Origin of the sequence: Thioflexithrix psekupsensis, from assembly GCF_002149925.1 — a bacterium.
Taxonomy (GTDB): domain Bacteria; phylum Pseudomonadota; class Gammaproteobacteria; order Beggiatoales; family Beggiatoaceae; genus Thioflexithrix; species Thioflexithrix psekupsensis.
Genome location: NZ_MSLT01000012.1, coordinates 713,579 through 730,979, shown reverse-complemented (window position 1 = coordinate 730,979; position 17,401 = coordinate 713,579). Strand labels below are relative to the sequence as shown.

General features: G+C 44.1%; 17 protein-coding genes. 4 read left to right on the top strand and 13 right to left on the bottom strand.

Going from position 1 to position 17,401, the window contains the following annotated elements; all coding sequences use genetic code 11:
• Nucleotides 1-45: 45 nt before the first annotated feature.
• From TPSD3_RS08305 to TPSD3_RS08250, 12 genes are all read right to left on the bottom strand, one after another.
• Nucleotides 46-2,250 carry a methyl-accepting chemotaxis protein gene (locus TPSD3_RS08305; protein WP_245391569.1) on the bottom strand — a complete coding sequence of 735 codons (2,205 nt, stop codon included), beginning with the start codon at nucleotides 2,248-2,250 and terminating at the stop codon, nucleotides 46-48.
• 184 nt (nucleotides 2,251-2,434) lie between these two features.
• A complete protein-coding gene (locus TPSD3_RS08300) occupies nucleotides 2,435-3,211 on the bottom strand; it encodes a phosphate ABC transporter substrate-binding protein (RefSeq protein ID WP_086488091.1) in 777 nt (258 codons plus the stop codon).
• 51 nt (nucleotides 3,212-3,262) lie between these two features.
• The gene (gene urtE / locus TPSD3_RS08295) at nucleotides 3,263-3,958 is read right to left on the bottom strand and encodes an urea ABC transporter ATP-binding subunit UrtE (RefSeq protein WP_086488090.1); all 696 of its coding nucleotides are present in this window, start codon (nucleotides 3,956-3,958) and stop codon (nucleotides 3,263-3,265) included.
• Between the two features lie 20 nt (nucleotides 3,959-3,978).
• Nucleotides 3,979-4,752 carry a CDP-diacylglycerol--serine O-phosphatidyltransferase gene (gene pssA / locus TPSD3_RS08290; protein ID WP_086488089.1) on the bottom strand — a complete coding sequence of 258 codons (774 nt, stop codon included), beginning with the start codon at nucleotides 4,750-4,752 and terminating at the stop codon, nucleotides 3,979-3,981.
• A 256-nt stretch (nucleotides 4,753-5,008) separates the two neighbouring features.
• Complete coding sequence (locus tag TPSD3_RS08285; RefSeq protein WP_086488088.1) at nucleotides 5,009-5,407, bottom strand: PTS sugar transporter subunit IIA; 399 nt, start codon at nucleotides 5,405-5,407, stop codon at nucleotides 5,009-5,011.
• A complete protein-coding gene (rapZ, locus tag TPSD3_RS08280) occupies nucleotides 5,404-6,252 on the bottom strand; it encodes an RNase adapter RapZ (RefSeq protein WP_086488087.1) in 849 nt (282 codons plus the stop codon). The genes TPSD3_RS08285 and rapZ overlap by 4 nt, the downstream gene beginning before the upstream one ends.
• Before the next feature lie 103 nt (nucleotides 6,253-6,355).
• The gene (gene ahcY, locus TPSD3_RS08275; RefSeq protein ID WP_086488086.1) at nucleotides 6,356-7,669 is read right to left on the bottom strand and encodes an adenosylhomocysteinase; all 1,314 of its coding nucleotides are present in this window, start codon (nucleotides 7,667-7,669) and stop codon (nucleotides 6,356-6,358) included.
• A gap of 41 nt (nucleotides 7,670-7,710) precedes the next feature.
• Entirely contained in the window at nucleotides 7,711-8,871 is a 1,161-nt protein-coding gene (gene metK / locus TPSD3_RS08270; protein WP_086488085.1) for a methionine adenosyltransferase, read from the bottom strand.
• Nucleotides 8,872-9,050: 179 nt separating this feature from the next.
• Nucleotides 9,051-10,178 carry an NAD(P)/FAD-dependent oxidoreductase gene (locus tag TPSD3_RS08265; RefSeq protein ID WP_086488084.1) on the bottom strand — a complete coding sequence of 376 codons (1,128 nt, stop codon included), beginning with the start codon at nucleotides 10,176-10,178 and terminating at the stop codon, nucleotides 9,051-9,053.
• 81 nt (nucleotides 10,179-10,259) lie between these two features.
• The gene (locus tag TPSD3_RS08260) at nucleotides 10,260-10,493 is read right to left on the bottom strand and encodes a glutaredoxin family protein (RefSeq protein ID WP_245391546.1); all 234 of its coding nucleotides are present in this window, start codon (nucleotides 10,491-10,493) and stop codon (nucleotides 10,260-10,262) included.
• An 11-nt stretch (nucleotides 10,494-10,504) separates the two neighbouring features.
• On the bottom strand, nucleotides 10,505-11,962 hold the full coding sequence (locus TPSD3_RS08255) for a DegQ family serine endoprotease (RefSeq protein ID WP_086488082.1): 1,458 nt from the start codon (nucleotides 11,960-11,962) through the stop codon (nucleotides 10,505-10,507).
• Between the two features lie 88 nt (nucleotides 11,963-12,050).
• Nucleotides 12,051-12,500, bottom strand: a complete 450-nt coding sequence (locus TPSD3_RS08250; protein WP_086488081.1) for a SoxR reducing system RseC family protein — start codon at nucleotides 12,498-12,500, stop codon at nucleotides 12,051-12,053.
• A gap of 269 nt (nucleotides 12,501-12,769) precedes the next feature.
• On the opposite strand from TPSD3_RS08250, the gene nadB reads away from it, so the two are divergent.
• From nadB to TPSD3_RS08230, 4 genes are all read left to right on the top strand, one after another.
• Complete coding sequence (nadB, locus tag TPSD3_RS08245) at nucleotides 12,770-14,374, top strand: L-aspartate oxidase (RefSeq protein ID WP_086488080.1); 1,605 nt, start codon at nucleotides 12,770-12,772, stop codon at nucleotides 14,372-14,374.
• A gap of 39 nt (nucleotides 14,375-14,413) precedes the next feature.
• Nucleotides 14,414-15,475, top strand: a complete 1,062-nt coding sequence (locus tag TPSD3_RS08240; protein ID WP_086488079.1) for a TAXI family TRAP transporter solute-binding subunit — start codon at nucleotides 14,414-14,416, stop codon at nucleotides 15,473-15,475.
• A 206-nt stretch (nucleotides 15,476-15,681) separates the two neighbouring features.
• Complete coding sequence (locus tag TPSD3_RS08235) at nucleotides 15,682-16,053, top strand: DUF4398 domain-containing protein (RefSeq protein WP_086488078.1); 372 nt, start codon at nucleotides 15,682-15,684, stop codon at nucleotides 16,051-16,053.
• 44 nt (nucleotides 16,054-16,097) lie between these two features.
• Nucleotides 16,098-17,006 (top strand): OmpA family protein, encoded by a 909-nt coding sequence (locus TPSD3_RS08230; RefSeq protein ID WP_086488077.1) that lies wholly within the window; start codon nucleotides 16,098-16,100, stop codon nucleotides 17,004-17,006.
• Nucleotides 17,007-17,028: 22 nt separating this feature from the next.
• Here TPSD3_RS08230 and TPSD3_RS08225 read toward each other — a convergent pair whose 3' ends face one another.
• Nucleotides 17,029-17,400: an Mth938-like domain-containing protein gene (locus TPSD3_RS08225; protein ID WP_086488076.1), complete on the bottom strand. Its 372-nt coding sequence runs from the start codon at nucleotides 17,398-17,400 to the stop codon at nucleotides 17,029-17,031.
• Nucleotide 17,401 lies beyond the last annotated feature (1 nt).

The window sequence follows — 17,401 nt, the reverse complement described above, 5'->3', positions numbered from 1 at the left end:
TGTTTTTCTCGCGCCTACGCGGCGTGGAACGAGAGATAAAGGGGGTTATTGATGATCATTGAGTTTAAAAAACTGAGTTAATTCATTTAATTGATTGGCTTGATTTTTCATTAATAAACTGGTTTTATTAGCGTTTTCAACCAACGTCACATTTTGTTGTGTTAATTGATCCATTTGGGCAATGGCGCGGTTAATGAGTTGAATGCCTTCTGATTGTTCCATGCTGCTATTGGCAATGTCTTGCACCATTTGCAAAACCCGTTGATAAATCTGTTGAATATCGCCTAATGTCGTTTCAGATTGGCGCGTTAATGCGTAACCGCGATCAATGCGATGGGTGCTTTCTTGAATCAAATGGCGAATGTCTTTGGCAGCGGCCGCGCTACGCTGTGCTAATTGTCTTACTTCAGAAGCCACGACGGCAAAACTACGCCCATGATCGCCTGCTCGTGCGGCTTCCACCGCGGCATTTAAGGCTAACAAATTGGTTTGAAACGCAATTTCATCAATCAAAGTGGTAATATCCGCCACGCGGCGACTGCTTTCTGCAATACCAGACATGGCGTTAATGGTGTCATTGACCACTGTATTGCCTTGCTGGGTTTTTTCTAAGGCTTGTTGTGCCAATTGGCGCAATTCTTGAGAATAAGCGGCGTTTTGCTGCATAGAACCCGTCATTTGCTCAATACTGGCCGCAATTTCTTCCAAACTGGCTGCATGTTGGTTGGTTTGGGCATTTAATACATCGCTGTCGGCTGAAATGGTGTCGGCCGCTTCGTCTACTTCGCTCGCGCTGTGCTGAATTAATGATAAAGTTTGATTTAACTTTGTCATGGTGAGATTAATATTTTGCATTAATACCGCTAAACTGCCGTGAAAATCACCTTGTAATGTTTCTGTTAAATAACCTGCGGCCATTTTTTCAAATAAGGTATTTAATGCCGTTAAAATAGTTTGGTTGGCGGTGAGAATTTCATTCATGCGTTGGCTTAATGTTAAGAAAAAGCCTCTTTTATTATCTACTTGAATGCGGGCTGAAAAATTCCCTTGTGCAGCGGCGGTGACGACGTGATTAATTTCTTGTTCAATTAACACTTCAACCGTAATATCTCGCCATTCCATGACCCAACCCAATTGTTGTTGTTTTTGATCCAGCACGGGCGTTATTTTACACGCCAATTCCGTATGTGCCAAAGTCAATCGTGTAGAAAAACTATGAGTTATTGCAGATAAGCTATTGGGAAATGTGCCAATAAGATGTGTTTTTAATTGGGAAAAAGGCTGATTTATTAAAGATTCTGCCGTGTTTTCTTTTAAGTTTTTATTAAGAATTAATTCTGCTGCTTTATTGCAATAAATTAACGTTTCTCGCGTATCAATAATAAATGCGCCTGTTGCCGCATTGTCTAAGGCTTGTTTAATGCGCGACATAGCGGCATGACTGGCTTGCGTTTCGTCATAGGCGAATTGCAGTTTCTCACAAATATCATTGACTAAACGCGCCACATCTCCCACTTCATCTACGCCAAAATCGGGTAATCTTCTTTTAAAATCAATTTGTTCTGCTTGTGAAATGCACTGCATGGCGTGAATCATCATGGTCATAGGACGGATCAGTGTCCGCTTACCCAACCACAAAGTAAATAACGAGGCAATAATTGTTAAAGCCAATGTGGATAATAAAATAATTTTTAAGGTATAAACTTTTTGATTTGATAACTTTTCTAATATCGCTGCGGCTTGCTGAGAAGATTCAAAAATTGCCACCCAATTATCGCGCAATATATCAAGCGCATCATAATAGTTATCAGAGAATAAATTTAAATGAGGGCTTATTAAATACTGCAAGGCTTTTTCACTGAGTTGCCAATGCTGCTCTACGGAAAGTAATTTTTCTTTAACCAGTGCGGGACTCATGGGTAATTCGATTAATTCCCCATTCGTATCTTCTGCTTTTCCACCGTGTAATAACGCCTGCAAACTATGGCTAAAAAGAGCTATAGAATGGCTTAATGTTGCCATTTTTTCTGTGGTAGAAGATTGGCTTTCTAGGGCTAAAATTAACGTATTGGTTTGATTTTGGATGGTTAAAATAAGCGTTTGTTGACGTGCGGCAATGCCTATGGCGGCGGCATCGGAAGTTTGGCTATTCACAATAACTAATGTGCCTAATACCGCGATGAGCATAAATGTCATGAAACAGCCTAAAATAAAAATAAATTTAGTTTGCAATCGCCGAAAAATAATCATCACACTTACCCTCATTTTGTCAGAATCAGAATTTACGGAATTAAAGAATTTTCAAAATTGATTCTTGCCAGTCGTTTATTTTCAATCAGCTTTTTATTTCTTAATTCTGAAAATCCCAAAATTCTGTAAATTCTGATTCTGACAGAAAAGTTTTATAAATGGTTTAATTTTGCTATTTAAAGCATTATTTTACCCCGACAAAACGCTTTTTAATCACTGCTTGTCCCTCTGGAGATAATGTCCAATCTAAGAAATCTTTAACCGCGCCTTTAGGTTCGCCATAAGTAACCAGATAAAGTGGTCGGCTAATGGGATAATTAGGATTTTCTACGCTGGCGATTTGTCCATCAATGGTTAATGGTTTGACTTGAAAATTAGGGTCTAAAAAGGCAAAGCTAAGCTGTCCAATGGCATTGACATCGCGGCTAATGGTCGGCAACATTCTTGCGTCGGGCGTAATCACTTCAACTGCGCCATAATCATGTCCGTCTAAGATGGCATCAGCGAATACTTGGTGTGTGGCTGAGGCTTCTTTGACCACAAAAACGGTAATTGCTGCATCGTTGCCGCCCACTTCTGACCAATTTTTGATGTTGCCTGAGAAAATGCCGCGCAATTGTTCTTTGCTTAACGCATTGATTGGGTTATCTTTATGGACTAAAGCAGCAATGGCATCTTTGGCGATCAAGGTTTTGACTAGGCCACGTTCTAAAAAGGCAGGGGCGATTTCCCGCGCTACACCACCCAAATCACAACGCTGTCTTACTGCGCATTGTTCGCCGCCCGCGCTTTCTGGCACGGTGTTGAGCGTAAAACGCGCATGGGGATAGACTTCGCTGGCATCGCTAATAAATCTGCCGATGGTCGATGAGCCTTCATAAGACAAGGATGTTTGCGCAGAAACAGCCACAGAAACAGACAAAGCCGCAAAGCACGCGGTAATCAGAAAATGAGATCGCATGTTGAATTCTCCTTTGGGGTGGGATATGGATTAAATTTAGCGCATGTGAGATTATACCGTCAAATAATTCTGAATCATGTCATCATTTAATTCGGTCATTTTGCCTGAACTGACTGCGCGTCCTTTGTCTAAAATGCAAAATTCTTGCGCCACACGGCGCGCAAAAGGCAGTTTTTGTTCCACCAATAATACCGTCATTCCTTCATCTTGATTTAAATGACAAATAATGTCGCCAATTTCCCGCACAATATTGGGTTGAATGCCTTCTGTGGGTTCGTCGAGAATGAGTAATTTGGGGTTAAAAGCCAAAGCGCGTCCAATTGCCAATTGTTGTTGTTGTCCACCAGAGAGATCGCCGCCGCGCCGTTTTAACATTTGTTTTAACACAGGAAAGAGTTGAAAAATTTTCTCAGGGATTTCTTTGAATTTTTCTTTGCCTGCCATTAAGCCGATGTGTAAATTTTCTTCCACGGTTAATTGGGGAAAAATTTCGCGTCCTTGCGGCACATAAGCAATGCCCAATTTAGGACGTATATCCGCAGGATAATGCAGCAATTGTTCGCCTTCAAATAAAATTTGTCCTGATTTAGCGGGTAACAAACCCATTAATGTTTTTAATAGCGTTGTCTTTCCCATGCCATTACGTCCCATAAGACATAAACAAACCCCTTGCGGAATGGTGACATTGATGTCCCATAAAGTGTGACTTTCGCCGTAAAATTGGTTTAAACTTTCGATATGCAACATGGTTTTTTCTCAAAATAGAATTATTGGCGAGAATCATGTCGCGCAGCACGCCGCCGACGTAATTCTAATAAAGTGAAGGCAGGCCCCGAAAACGCATAAAGCAAAAAGATAATAAATAATACTTGTGGCGGATCAATAGAAATTAAGACAAAGACTAATACCATCATTAAAATGGCAAAAAAGGGTACTTTACCTTTCAAATCTAAATCTTTAAAACTGCGATAACGAATATTGCTCACCATTAATAAGCCGATTAATACAGTTAAAATTAAGCTGGGAATGGCTAAAGTAGCGGCTTCCATTTCATAATCAGTCACCGTCCACACCAATCCCGCTAAAACACCCGCCGCCGCAGGGCTAGGAAGTCCTTGAAAATAGGCTTTATCCAATTTGCCGACTTGGGTATTAAATCGAGCGAGACGCAGTGCTGTAGCCGCGGTGTAAATAAAAGCCGCTAACCAGCCCGCTTTATCCAAACCCGCTAAACTCCATTCGTACATGACCAACGCAGGCGCAAGTCCAAAAGAAACCAAATCAGACAAGCTATCATATTCCGCACCAAATGCACTTTGGGTATTGGTCATGCGCGCCACGCGCCCATCAATACCATCAAAAATCATGGCAATAAAAATAGCAATAGCCGCTGCTTCAAAGCGATCATTAATCGCCGCTACAATGGCATAAAAACCTGAAAATAAGGCCGCTGTGGTAAATAAATTCGGTAATAAATAAATTCCCCGCCGATAACGCGGCGGTGATGGCGGTTGTACTGGTGGAGGCGTTGATTCATTCATGGTGTTTTTGGAGGGAGAATATGCAAAATGCTATGGATAAATTTTTATTTTAGAAATGAGAGCGTTGCGCGTTATGATTTTAAGAAAACCTTATTTTTTCAGTCATTGACAACGAATAGCCTGCCGATTATAAGCGAAAAAATGGCGTTTTGCGAATTACTGGTGTAGAAAGACACCCCTCACAGCATGCTCAATTTGCCCGATAAAATCGCTGAAAATTTAGACCTTCCATCAATTCTAATTCTGACAAAAAGTGCTACATTAATTGATTCACATCTAATATCCCTTGACAACCGCCTTTTATCGCCAATTTGGCTAAATTATCTAAACTTTCTTTCGGGTTATTCATAATTTTAATTAACATCGGCAAATTAACCCCCGCAATCACGCGCACAGGATAACGATTATGAATTAAACTACAGGCGATATTGCAGGGCGTTGCACCAAATAAATCCGTTAATACCAATACCCCATCCCCTTCGTTTAAACGACTGCAAAAATTCTCTGCATGATAACAAAAACTTAACGGTTCTGATTCATGACGAATGGGCAAGGCTTTAATGGTCAACGGTAATTGTCCAAACATCTGCTCTAAACTGCCAATTAAGCTAATCCCAATATCATCATGGGTAATCAATAAAATAGAAATACTCATGATAATTCCCGATGACGCAATAAAACACCGCGTCGATTCGTTTTAAAATGAAGGGCTAATTGTTCTGCAATATAAACCGAACGATGTCGTCCACCCGTGCAACCAATCGCAATCGTTAAATAACTGCGATTGTCGGCAATAAAAGCAGGCAACCATTGTTCTAAAAAATCTCGAATGCTAGATAACATTTGCTGCACTTGCGGTTGCGATTGTAAAAATTGCTGCACATCGCTTTCTTGACCCGTTTGGTGACGCAATTCCATCTGCCAATAAGGATTAGGCAAACAACGCACATCAAACACAAAATCAACATCACTCGGCACGCCATATTTAAAACCAAAAGATTGAAACAATAAAGACAATTGCTCCGAAGGTTGTAAACCCACCCGCGCCCGAATCATATCGCGCAATTGATGCACGTGCATTTGACTGGTATTAATGCGAATATCGGCTCTGGTCGCCAAAGGAGCTAATAAAGCTCGCTCATGACGAATCGCTTCAGCCAAAGGCAATTGATCTGTGGTTAAAGGATGTTTACGGCGCGTTTCGCTAAAGCGTTTAATTAACACCGCATCTTCTGATTCTAAAAATAAAATTTCTAAAGGCAACGTTAATTGCATTAAAGTATCGAGTAATTTAGGCATTTCATGCGTTGACGCACTGCGCGCATCCACACCCACAGCCACACAATCATGTAACTGCCCTAATTGCGGCACGTGTTCGATAAAAGCAGGCAATAAACAAACGGGCAAATTATCCACACAATACACGCCCATATCTTCTAAGCTATGCAGTGCAATGGTTTTACCCGCGCCCGATAATCCGCTGACAATAATTAATTTCATAAAATCAGAAAAATCACTGATAAAAACAGGGATAACCTCTTTTATGAATTAAAAACCCAATAAAAGACGTTATCCCTGAGAAAAAATTACGATAAGTCACGCATTAGTAGCGATAATGCTCAGGTTTAAAAGGGCCTGTGACTGAAACGCCTAAATAATCGGCTTGTTCTGGCGTTAATTGCGTCAATTGTACGCCCAAACGTTTCAAATGCAGAGAAGCCACTTTTTCATCTAAATGCTTAGGCAACACATACACTTTATTTTCATAACGGTCGCCATGTTGCCACAGCTCAATTTGTGCTAACACTTGATTGGTAAAAGAACTGGACATGACAAAACTGGGATGTCCCGTGGCACAACCTAAGTTGACCAAACGCCCTTCCGCTAACACAATCAAACGCTTACCATCAGGGAAAATCACATGATCCACTTGCGGCTTAATATTTTCCCAACGATATTGGCGCAACTGGGCAATTTCAATTTCTGAATCGAAATGACCAATATTGCACACAATCGCTTGATCTTTCATTTGCTGCATGTGTTCTAAAGTGATCACACCGACGTTACCTGTTGCCGTCACGAAAATATCGCCAATCGACGCGGCTTGTTCCATTGTCACCACGCGATAGCCTTCCATAGCCGCTTGTAAGGCGCAAATGGGATCAATTTCCGTCACCCATACTGTCGCCCCTAAACCGCGAAAGGCTTGCGCGCTGCCCTTGCCCACATCGCCATATCCCAACACCACGCACACCTTGCCCGCAATCATGACATCGGTGGCGCGTTTAATCCCGTCCATTAACGATTCCCGACAACCATATAAATTGTCAAATTTCGATTTAGTGACAGAATCATTGACGTTAATCGCGGGCGTTTTTAAAGTCCCTGCTTTCATCATTTCGTATAAACGATGTACGCCTGTGGTGGTTTCTTCAGAAACGCCTTTGACTTGCTGAATTAATTCAGGGTATTGTTGGTGCATAATTAAGGTCAAATCGCCACCATCATCTAAAATCATATTCGGCCGCCAATTATTGGGGCCAAAAATGGTTTGTTGAATGCACCATTCATATTCTGATTCGCTCTCACCTTTCCATGCAAAAACAGGAATTCCTTCCGCAGCAATAGCGGCTGCGGCATGATCTTGCGTAGAGAAAATATTGCACGATGACCAACGCACTTCCGCGCCCAACGCGATCAAGGTTTCAATCAACACCGCCGTTTGAATGGTCATGTGTAAACAACCAGCGATACGTGCGCCTTTTAACGGCTGTTGTTGTTGATATTCTTGACGAATCGCCATTAACCCTGGCATTTCGGTTTCAGCAATCGCAATTTCCTTGCGACCCCAAGCGGCTAAACTCATGTCAGCCACTTTATAATCGGGCGTTAAATTAATCACGGGTTGTGAACTCATTAGTCTCTAATCCTCAAACAAGATAAAAAATACTAAAAAAATTAAACGGCGGCCGCTTCGCGTAACATATCCGCTTTATCGGTACGTTCCCACGTTAAATCTAAGTCATCACGGCCAAAATGCCCATAAGCTGCCGTCGGTTGATAAATCGGATGTAACAAGTCTAACATGGCAATTAACCCGCGTGGACGCAAGTCAAAATGTTCTCGTACCAAATCAGTTAAACGTTTTTCTTCGATTTTGCCCGTGCCGAAGGTTTCTACCCGAATTGAGGTGGGTTCAGCCACGCCAATGGCATAAGACACTTGAATTTCGCAGCGTTCGGCTAAACCGGCGGCCACAATATTTTTCGCCACATAACGCGCTGCGTACGCGGCTGAACGATCCACTTTTGACGGGTCTTTGCCCGAAAATGCACCGCCCCCATGCCGCGCCATGCCGCCATAGGTATCAACAATAATTTTACGCCCGGTCAAGCCGCAATCGCCCACGGGGCCACCAATCACAAAACGGCCGGTGGGGTTAATGTAATAACGGGTATCTTTATCCAACCATTCCGCAGGTAACACAGGTTTAATAATTTCATCCATGACCGCTTCATGCAACGCCTTGTTGCTGATGTCGGGATCATGTTGCGTGGATAATACCACTGCATCAATGCCCACGGGTTTACCGTCTTGATAGCGGAAGGTCACTTGACTTTTGGCATCGGGACGTAACCAACTAAGAATACCGTTTTTCCGCACATGGGCTTGTCGTCTCACCAAACGATGGGCGTAAGTGATAGGCGCGGGCATTAATACATCGGTTTCATTGGTGGCATAACCGAACATTAAACCTTGATCGCCTGCCCCTTGTTCGTGATCATCGGCATGATCGACACCCATAGCGATGTCCGCCGATTGTTTACCAATAGCCGACAGCACCGCACAAGAGTCCGCGTCAAAACCGATTACGGAACTGTTATAACCAATATTTTTCACCGTTTGGCGCACAAGGGCTTCGATGTCAACATTGGCGTGGGTGGTGATTTCGCCGGCCACCAAAACCATGCCTGTTTTAATCAGGGTTTCACAGGCCACGCGGGCTTGCTTATCATGGGTTAAGATGGCATCCAAAACCGCATCGGAAATTTGATCAGCGACTTTATCAGGATGTCCTTCTGAAACAGATTCGGACGTGAACAACAAGGTATCGGTCATAGATGTTTTCTTCGCTATTGAAACAGTGGAGAAAGAAGCAGCCTAGTTATATTACTAGAGCAAGTAAAATACAATATGCGCTGCCAATTCATGATGAAACTGATTATGATAGCGCAATTTGATGACATTGCGGTGGTTTATGTGATGGGAGTGGGAGTCATTTTGTAGACTCCTCATTTTTAACGATAAGTCCGCAAATAACTCCATTCAAATGCCCGCTTTAACCAGTGAAAAATCGGTAATTTCGGTAATAAACGCGCCCGTTGCGTGTCTCGATACACCAACATGCCACTGTTTAAGGTATCGACAATACAAATCAGTTCCGTTTTAAATACCGCATCAGCCGCTTGACCGCGTTGTGTGGCTAACATATTTTTTACGGCGGTTTCGGCTTGTAAATCGGCAATATGGGCTTGTTTCGGCAACCAATCAGGTCCCGGATAACTCCCCGCATCACCCGCTACAAAAATACTCGCAAAACCTTCTACTTGACACTGTTCTGTCGCCTTAAAAAATCCCCCCGGCGATAACGGCAAACCACTCTTTTCTGCCCAAACCGGCCCCGTCATGCCCGGCATAAATAAGGTGAGATCGCTAGAAATATTCCCGCCTTCCGTCATCACACTGTTGGCAGAAAATCCTTTCATTTTGTGTCCCAAATGGGTTTCGATTCCGCGCTTGCCCATTTCCGCTAACAGGTGTTTAACCGCCTTTTCTCCCAAACGCTTACCGGGTTCAGCCGCTGGATTGAAAAACACCATTTTAAAACGGTCGCGTCGTCCCTGTTGTCGCAGTAGCGTATCGATGCCAAATAAAAACTCAAAAATCGGCCCCCCACGCATTGCTGATTGTTCATTCGGATTGGACGCAAAACCAAAAGCCAATGTCCCACTTTGTAATTCTGCTAAACGATCACTGTAGGCTTTGGTGGGTGCGTAGCCTTCGCAGGGCGTGTAAACATGTTCAATACCGGGCAATTTTTTAATAAAACGCCCTCCCGTCGCAATCAATAATTGATCGTAACTCAGATCGCCCTTATCGGTATGAACCCGCTGTTGATCGGGAGACAAGCCTGTGACGTGTCCCTGATGAAAATGCACCTGATGACGCGCCAAAAAATTATCCAACGGAATATTTAAATCCGCTTCACTGCGCAATCCCGCCGGCACCCAAATGAGACTGGGATAAAAATGCAATATCGGTTGCGGTGATACCAAAGTAATCGAATCCCGACAGCCTGCTTTGCGCAATTGACGAATGGCTGTTAAGCCCGCAAATCCCGCCCCTAAAATTACAATTCGTCGCATTCATCAACTCCTAGAGAAACACATAATAAAGTCTGAATCGCCATAGGAAAATTGGGATTCAGACGAGGTAAGAAAATAAGCTCAACGTTTCAAGTAATCCAAAAACAACGCTTCATCAAGAAAATAATAAGTCAATTCCACGTCTCCATGCGCCAACACAGGCACTTTGCGATCATAACGCGCTTGCAAATCGGGATCAGTGTCAATATCGACGATATGCACGGTAAACGCCTGATCACGCTGTAACGCGGAAAGTTCTCGCATCATGTCTTCACACAAATGACAACCTTCACGCGAATACAGCGTAAATGCCATGATCTCACGGCTCATTTTGGGATTTTTAAGGCCAAAAATGAAGGATTACCGCGACGATTGATCAACACAGGAACAGTGCGGCCGGCTTCTAAGCCAGACACCAATTCACTGAAGTGTTTCACATCTTTGACCCGTTTGCCATCCAACATCACAATGACATCATTGTCACGAATCCCAGCCTCTTGAGCGGGGCCGCGTTCCACTTTCTGCACTAACACACCATCTTCAGCGATATTTAATTCTTTGCGCTGTTCGGGGGTCAATGCCATGACAGAGACACCCATGCGATTGCTGGTGGTGCTGGAGCCTTGACCGCGTGCCGCAGAACGAACTTCTTCTTCTGGGGGCAGTTCAGACACGATCACGTCAATGTTTAACACCTCACTGCCACGCAACACCTCAGCGACCGCAGGTTTATCCAGTTCAGACATACCAACCAATGGCGGTAATTCCGCTGAACGTTCAATTGTTTTACCATTGAATTTTAAAATAATATCGCCGACTTGAAAGCCCGCCGCTTCGGCTGGACTATTTGGCAATACTTGCGCGACCAAAGCCCCTTGTGGTTTATCCATCGCAAAAGACTCGGCTAATTCTCGTGTCACATCTTGAATTAACACGCCCAACCAGCCACGAGTCACTTTACCATTCGCCTTTAACTGTTCTACGATATGTATCATCATATCAACGGGAATGGCAAAAGATAAACCCATAAAGCCACCGGTACGGCTATAAATTTGGGAATTAACTCCAACCACTTCGCCGGCCATGTTAAACAAAGGCCCACCTGAATTGCCGGGGTTAATGGCCACATCGGTTTGAATAAATGGCACATAAGTGTCTTTGGGTAAACTGCGCCCTTTCGCACTGACAATACCCGCAGTCACTGAATATTCAAAACCAAACGGCGAACCAATCGCCAATACCCATTCACCCACTTTTAACGCACTAGAACTGCCTAATTTAACTGTGGGCAAATCCGTGGCTTCCACTTTTAATAAAGCCAAATCACTGCGTTTATCCGCACCAATTAATTGTGCAACAAATTCCCGACGATCATTCAATCGCACAATAATCTCGCCTGATTCTTCTATCACGTGATTATTCGTCACCACATAACCATCCGCAGAAATGATAAAACCAGACCCCAAAGAAGTAGAAGGAAGCTCTTCCATAAAACCGCCTTCGGGTTGTTCATCAAAAAAACGGCGGAAAAATTCGTTAAAAGGGCTGTCTTCTGGAAGTTCAGGAAGGCTACGCCCTCCGCCGCCGTGTTCAGAATTTTCTTCTGTTTTGCGACTGCTGGTGCTGATATTTACCACGGCGGGGCCGTATTGTTCGACCAGTGGGGTGAAGTCAGGCAAATTAGTGGCGTGCAATGATGTATTCCAAAAAATCAGTACACACCACACACTCAACACACCGATCATCAGCCCATTGCGGGTTATCTTCTTTGCGACTGTCGTCATGGACGAATCCTTTTTGCTTAATTTAATCAATTTTCAATTCCTAAATCATCAGAAAAAATACAGAGAAAGAGGGACGTTACGGCACACTTTATGGTAATGTTTTCAACAACACCGGTTGATAACGGCTGTCATCCGCCAAGCGTTGCGACCACCAGCGCACGCCCAACAGTCCCCCCACAAATCCAAGTAAACCACCCAGCAGGCTGTAGCGTTCATCGGCCGCAAATAGCCCTATGCTGGCCAGACTTTCCACCGCGACTGCGGCGGTGAACAGCGTTAATAAGGGCAATAGGTACAGTAATAAAGAGCTACGCACTAAGGCTTGTTCTTCCAAGCCGATCACCACGTGATCACCGACTTGCACCTGTAAGTGATTCATAACGCGTATTTCATTATACTTTTGTCCTAGCACTTGCGCTAAAGTAGCAGTGCCACAGCCGCTGCTGGATGAACAATGACCGCAACTGCTTTGTCGTTGAGTTTTGATCCACGCATAAGTGTCACTGACTTCAACCACAACGCCATATTCTTCAATCATGATTAAGCACTCCAAACGCGACGTGTTATCTAATGGGGAATGGTGAATTATAGCAAAATTAACCGCTTCATAAAATTTTTTGTCTGAAAAAGCATTGACAAAAACTATTATTTGTAAAAACACATGATAAGTAGGTATTAATTCTGTACATTAAACAAGTCGCTCATTTCTGATTCAGACACAACAATCGCTCTATGAATCACCCCCCCTTTATCTTTATAATTCTCAAAAAAATAATTATTCATTATTCATAAAAAAAGGAACTCACCATGAATCAAGAACAACTCGAATGTGACGCGCTGGTTATTGGTAGCGGTGCGGCGGGGCTTAGTTTAGCACTGATGCTGGCTGATTCGCTGCGGGTCGTGGTTCTTTCTAAAGATTTGATTGATTCGGGCAGCACCCAATATGCGCAGGGTGGTATTTCGGTTGTCATGGGAGAAGATGACTCTGTGGCGGCGCATGTACAAGACACTTTAGATGCGGGCGCGGGTTTATGCGACCCGCGGGTGGTGGAATTTACGGTTTCTCAGGGGCCAGCGCGTATTGATTGGCTGATTTCGCAAGGCGTTCCTTTTACGCAAGAAGTCAACCGAGACAATGGCCAAGTGACGTATCATTTAACCCGCGAAGGCGGCCACAGTCATCGTCGGGTGATTCATGTCGAAGATGCCACGGGGCGCGCTGTGGCAACGACGTTGGCAGATCGGGCTAAAAATCATTCTAATATCCAAATTTTAGAACGGCATTTGGTGGTCGATTTGATTACCACACATAAATTGGGTTTGGCGGGTCGTCGTTGTTTGGGCGCGTATTTGTATAATAGAGAAACGGCTAAAGTGGATGTGGTTCGCGCTCGTTTTGTGATTCTTGCGACGGGGGGCGCGGGCAAAGTGTATTTGTATACCAGCAATCCCGATGTGGCCACGGGAGATGGCATTGCAATGGCATGGAGAGCGGGTTGTCGCGTGGCAAATATGGAATTTATCCAATTTCATCCCACCTGTTTATATCATCCGCAAGCCAAATCATTTCTAATCAGTGAAGCCGTACGCGGTGAAGGAGGGCGTTTACTGTTACCCGACGGCACACCGTTTATGTCGCAATTCGATCCACGGGCTGAATTGGCACCGCGAGATATTGTGGCTCGCGCCATTGACCATGAAATGAAACGCTTAGGCAGTGATTGTTTATTTTTAGACATTAGTCATCAACCTGCTGATTTTATTATTAATCATTTTCCTAATATTTATCATCGTTGCTTAGAATTTGGTTATGACATGACGCATCAACCGTTGCCGATTGTTCCTGCGGCGCATTACACCTGCGGCGGTGTGATGACCGATTTGTCGGGACGCACCGACGTAGAAAATTTGTACGCCATCGGTGAGGTCGCTCATACTGGATTACACGGCGCGAATCGCATGGCAAGTAATTCATTGTTAGAATGTTTGGTGTTTGCACATTCAGCCAGTGAGGATATTTTACGCAAAGCGCAATCAGATATTCGGGTGCCGTTGCTACCGGCGTGGGATGAAAGTCGGGTGACGGATTCGGATGAGGAAGTGGTGGTGTCGCACAATTGGGATGAATTGCGGCGATTTATGTGGGATTATGTGGGCATTGTGCGCACGAAAAAACGTCTACAACGTGCTAAACGTCGTATTGAATTGTTAGAAAGTGAGATTTTTGAATATTACAGCCATTTCCGTGTCAGTAATGATTTGATTGAGTTGCGTAATTTAGTGCAAGTGGCTGATTTAATTATTCGTTCGGCATTATTACGCCGCGAGAGTCGCGGACTCCATTATACATTGGATTATCCCAATACTTTACCCGTGGCCGCTAACACAATTTTAACACCAGACAGTTAAACTCATTCGTTCCACCCTACACCATCTACGGAGTATATTATGACCACAAAGTTTTTCTGGCGCAGACTGTGGGTCAGTGCGTTGGTTTGTTTTATATCCAGTCTAGTTGTCGCACAAGAAACCCAAGAAACTCAAGCCCCCCCCACCGAAGAAAATACAAACCGCAGCTATGTATTGGCAACAGCTACTACAGGTGGCACGTTTTACCCTATGGGTGTGGCGATTGCGACCGTGAGTAAAGTCAAGTTAGAACCCAAAACGGGTATTTCTTTATCGGCGATTAGCTCGGCGGGTTCTGCGCAAAATATTGATTTTCTGAGAAACGATCAGGCACAATTTGCCATATTGCAAAGTTTATATGGTGCGTGGGCATGGAATGGCACGGGAGAATTGAGCGCGCAAGGGGCGTATAAACAATTGCGTGCCGTCACCACCTTATGGCATAATGTAGAACATTTTGTTTTGCACAAACAATTTGTGAAATCGGGAACGTTGGCTGATTTACAAGAATTATCGGCGATAAATTTCAGTTTAGGTTTACCGGGTTCGGGGTCAGAGGGTTCTGGGCGTTATATTTTGTCGGCTTTGGGGATTGTGCCGGAGACGGTTTTTACGTTGAATCCATTGGGTTACGGCCCTGCTTCCGATGCGTTACAAAACGGTATTATCTCAGGGATGTACACTCCCGGTGGTGTGCCAGTTAATGCGGTATCACGGGCTTTTGCGACAGTGGGAGAAAATTTGGCGATTCTAAACATCACCGATGAGCAGTTAGCCACCATTAATCAACAATATCCATTATGGTTACGTTATTCCATTCCGGCGGATAGTTATCCTAAGCAAACGGATGTGATAAACAGTATTGCTCAAGGCAATTTATTGGTGGTTCGGGATGATGTGAGTGAGGAAGCGGTGTATCAGATTGTGAAGATGATTTATGAGAATTTATCTTTTTTGCAAACCATTCATAAATCAGCCAGTGCAATTGCGTTGGAATATGCCTTAAACGCCTTGCCAATGCCGTTACATCCCGGTGCTTTAAAGTATTATCAAGAGCAAGGTTTAACCATTCCTGATAATTTGCGCATGACCACGAATTAAGCGCAGATAAGCAAACCTAATAGGTTTTAAAAGCCTATTAGGCTTGTCGAACGTTCTAATGCTCGGCTGAATTTAAGCACAAAATGATACGGTAAAATAATCTTCGACATAAAATTTGCTGAATTTTCTCAGCAAAACTTGAAAAAAAATGCAATGGGACTATCTCAGGCGTTTTATCCCTTTTAATTGTTAAGAGGACTGGACTCATGACCAAAACTAGATTTGCTCGCTATGCTGGACTGACAGTGTCGGCATTATGCGCAGTCACCCTGCTGTCTGGATGTGGCAGCAATAAACAGCCACCAACAGAAAAATTGACCACCGCTGAATCGTTTATCAATACCGCACGTGATACTGAAGCGCGTGAACTGATCGAATTGCGCCGCGCCGAAGACAAATTGGCACAAGCCAAAGCCGCTGTTGCCAATGAAGACTACGAAACAGCAGAACATCTTGCCGATCAAGCCCTCATGGATGCCCGCTTGGCTGAGGCAAAAGTGCAATCTATCCGTGCGCGTCAAGCCACCGAAGACTTGCGTCGCAGTATTGAAACATTACGCCGCGAAATCAATCGCTAATTCCAGTTGAACTCGTTGAACGCAACGCTGAGGAGAATTGTATTATGAAAATGAGCAGGGCAGCCCATTACACCAAACTCGCTATTGGTGTTACGACGTTAAGCGGGCTTTTGTGGGGATGCAGCGGTGTACCCGAAAAAGACAGCATTTTAAAAGATGCCCGCAGCACTTTTTCGACCGCAAAAAATGATCCGAATGTCTCTACTTACGCCCAAACGGCCTTATATGACGCGGAGAAAGCGTTAAAACAAGCCGAAAGTGCCGATAATTCCGTGCAAATGCAACATTTAGCCTATTTGGCACAGCGTCAAGCCGAAATTGCCCAAGCGGTCGGTACGCGCCGCGCTGCCGAATTGGAACGAGATACCTTGTCAAAACAACAAGGTGAAGTGGTATTGATGTCACGCGAGCGGGAATTAAGCCAAAAAGCCCAGCAAATCGACCAAAAAGCCAGAGAAGCCCAATTGGCACAAGAACAAGCCGAACGCGCTCGTTTACAAGCCGAAGAAGCCCAAAAACAAGCCGAACGTTTACTGGCGCAAAACCGTGAATTGCAAGAACAAATCAAGGAGTTACAAGGACGACAAACCGAAAAAGGTTTAGTGCTGACTTTGGGAGATGTGTTATTTGAAACGGCAAAAGCTGAACTTTTACCCAGTGCCACGCATAATCTCAATAAAATCGCTGATTTTTTAAATCAGAATCAAAATCGTAACGTCCTGATCGAAGGTCATACCGATGATCGCGGCGGCGATGCGTACAACCAAGGTTTGTCTGAACAACGTGCCGAATCGGTGCGTATGGCGTTGGTACAACGTGGCGTATCACCGCAACGTATTATTACTCATGGCTACGGTAAAGCCCGCCCCATCGAAAGTAATGCGACAGAAACCGGCCGCCAAAAAAATCGACGGGTAGAAATTACTATTCTTAATGAAGGCGAGCGTTGGTAATCGCTTGTTTTCTCACATTTTTTTAATGTGGTTCTAACAGCAACGCAGCCGCGACCTGTCGCCCTTCAGCGGCAACAATGTTATAAGTATAACAAGCGGCTTGCGTTGCCATCACTTCTAAGCCAATGCCCATTTGTAAAACCGCTTCCATGACACTGCGATGCGGAAAACGTTGCAAAGCCCCCGTACCTAACACAATTAATTCCGGCCGATGGGCTAAAATGACCTCCATTTCTGCCATAGAAATCGCCAATGGATCGGCAATTGTCCAAGCTAATAACTGATGGGGCATGACAATTAAATGATCTCGATACATCGTATCATTAATTTTAATTTGCCCTTGTTGATAAGATTGAATGCGATAACCTAAAATATCTTCTAAATGTAACTTCATA

Bases quoted from the DNA above. Each gene is read 5' to 3' on its own strand.
- ahcY (WP_086488086.1), bottom strand. From the start codon at position 7,669: ATGAGTTCACAACCCGTGATTAATTTAACGCCCGATTATAAAGTGGCT.
- TPSD3_RS08240 (WP_086488079.1), top strand. From the start codon at position 14,414: ATGACCACAAAGTTTTTCTGGCGCAGACTGTGGGTCAGTGCGTTGGTT.
- TPSD3_RS08255 (WP_086488082.1), bottom strand. From the start codon at position 11,962: ATGACGACAGTCGCAAAGAAGATAACCCGCAATGGGCTGATGATCGGT.
- nadB (WP_086488080.1), top strand. From the start codon at position 12,770: ATGAATCAAGAACAACTCGAATGTGACGCGCTGGTTATTGGTAGCGGT.
- pssA (WP_086488089.1), bottom strand. From the start codon at position 4,752: ATGAATGAATCAACGCCTCCACCAGTACAACCGCCATCACCGCCGCGT.
- urtE (WP_086488090.1), bottom strand. From the start codon at position 3,958: ATGTTGCATATCGAAAGTTTAAACCAATTTTACGGCGAAAGTCACACT.
- TPSD3_RS08235 (WP_086488078.1), top strand. From the start codon at position 15,682: ATGACCAAAACTAGATTTGCTCGCTATGCTGGACTGACAGTGTCGGCA.
- TPSD3_RS08230 (WP_086488077.1), top strand. From the start codon at position 16,098: ATGAAAATGAGCAGGGCAGCCCATTACACCAAACTCGCTATTGGTGTT.
- TPSD3_RS08305 (WP_245391569.1), bottom strand. From the start codon at position 2,250: ATGATTATTTTTCGGCGATTGCAAACTAAATTTATTTTTATTTTAGGC.
- TPSD3_RS08300 (WP_086488091.1), bottom strand. From the start codon at position 3,211: ATGCGATCTCATTTTCTGATTACCGCGTGCTTTGCGGCTTTGTCTGTT.
- TPSD3_RS08225 (WP_086488076.1), bottom strand. From the start codon at position 17,400: ATGAAGTTACATTTAGAAGATATTTTAGGTTATCGCATTCAATCTTAT.
- TPSD3_RS08285 (WP_086488088.1), bottom strand. From the start codon at position 5,407: ATGAGTATTTCTATTTTATTGATTACCCATGATGATATTGGGATTAGC.
- TPSD3_RS08265 (WP_086488084.1), bottom strand. From the start codon at position 10,178: ATGCGACGAATTGTAATTTTAGGGGCGGGATTTGCGGGCTTAACAGCC.
- rapZ (WP_086488087.1), bottom strand. From the start codon at position 6,252: ATGAAATTAATTATTGTCAGCGGATTATCGGGCGCGGGTAAAACCATT.
- TPSD3_RS08250 (WP_086488081.1), bottom strand. From the start codon at position 12,500: ATGATTGAAGAATATGGCGTTGTGGTTGAAGTCAGTGACACTTATGCG.
- TPSD3_RS08260 (WP_245391546.1), bottom strand. From the start codon at position 10,493: ATGGCATTTACGCTGTATTCGCGTGAAGGTTGTCATTTGTGTGAAGAC.
- metK (WP_086488085.1), bottom strand. From the start codon at position 8,871: ATGACCGATACCTTGTTGTTCACGTCCGAATCTGTTTCAGAAGGACAT.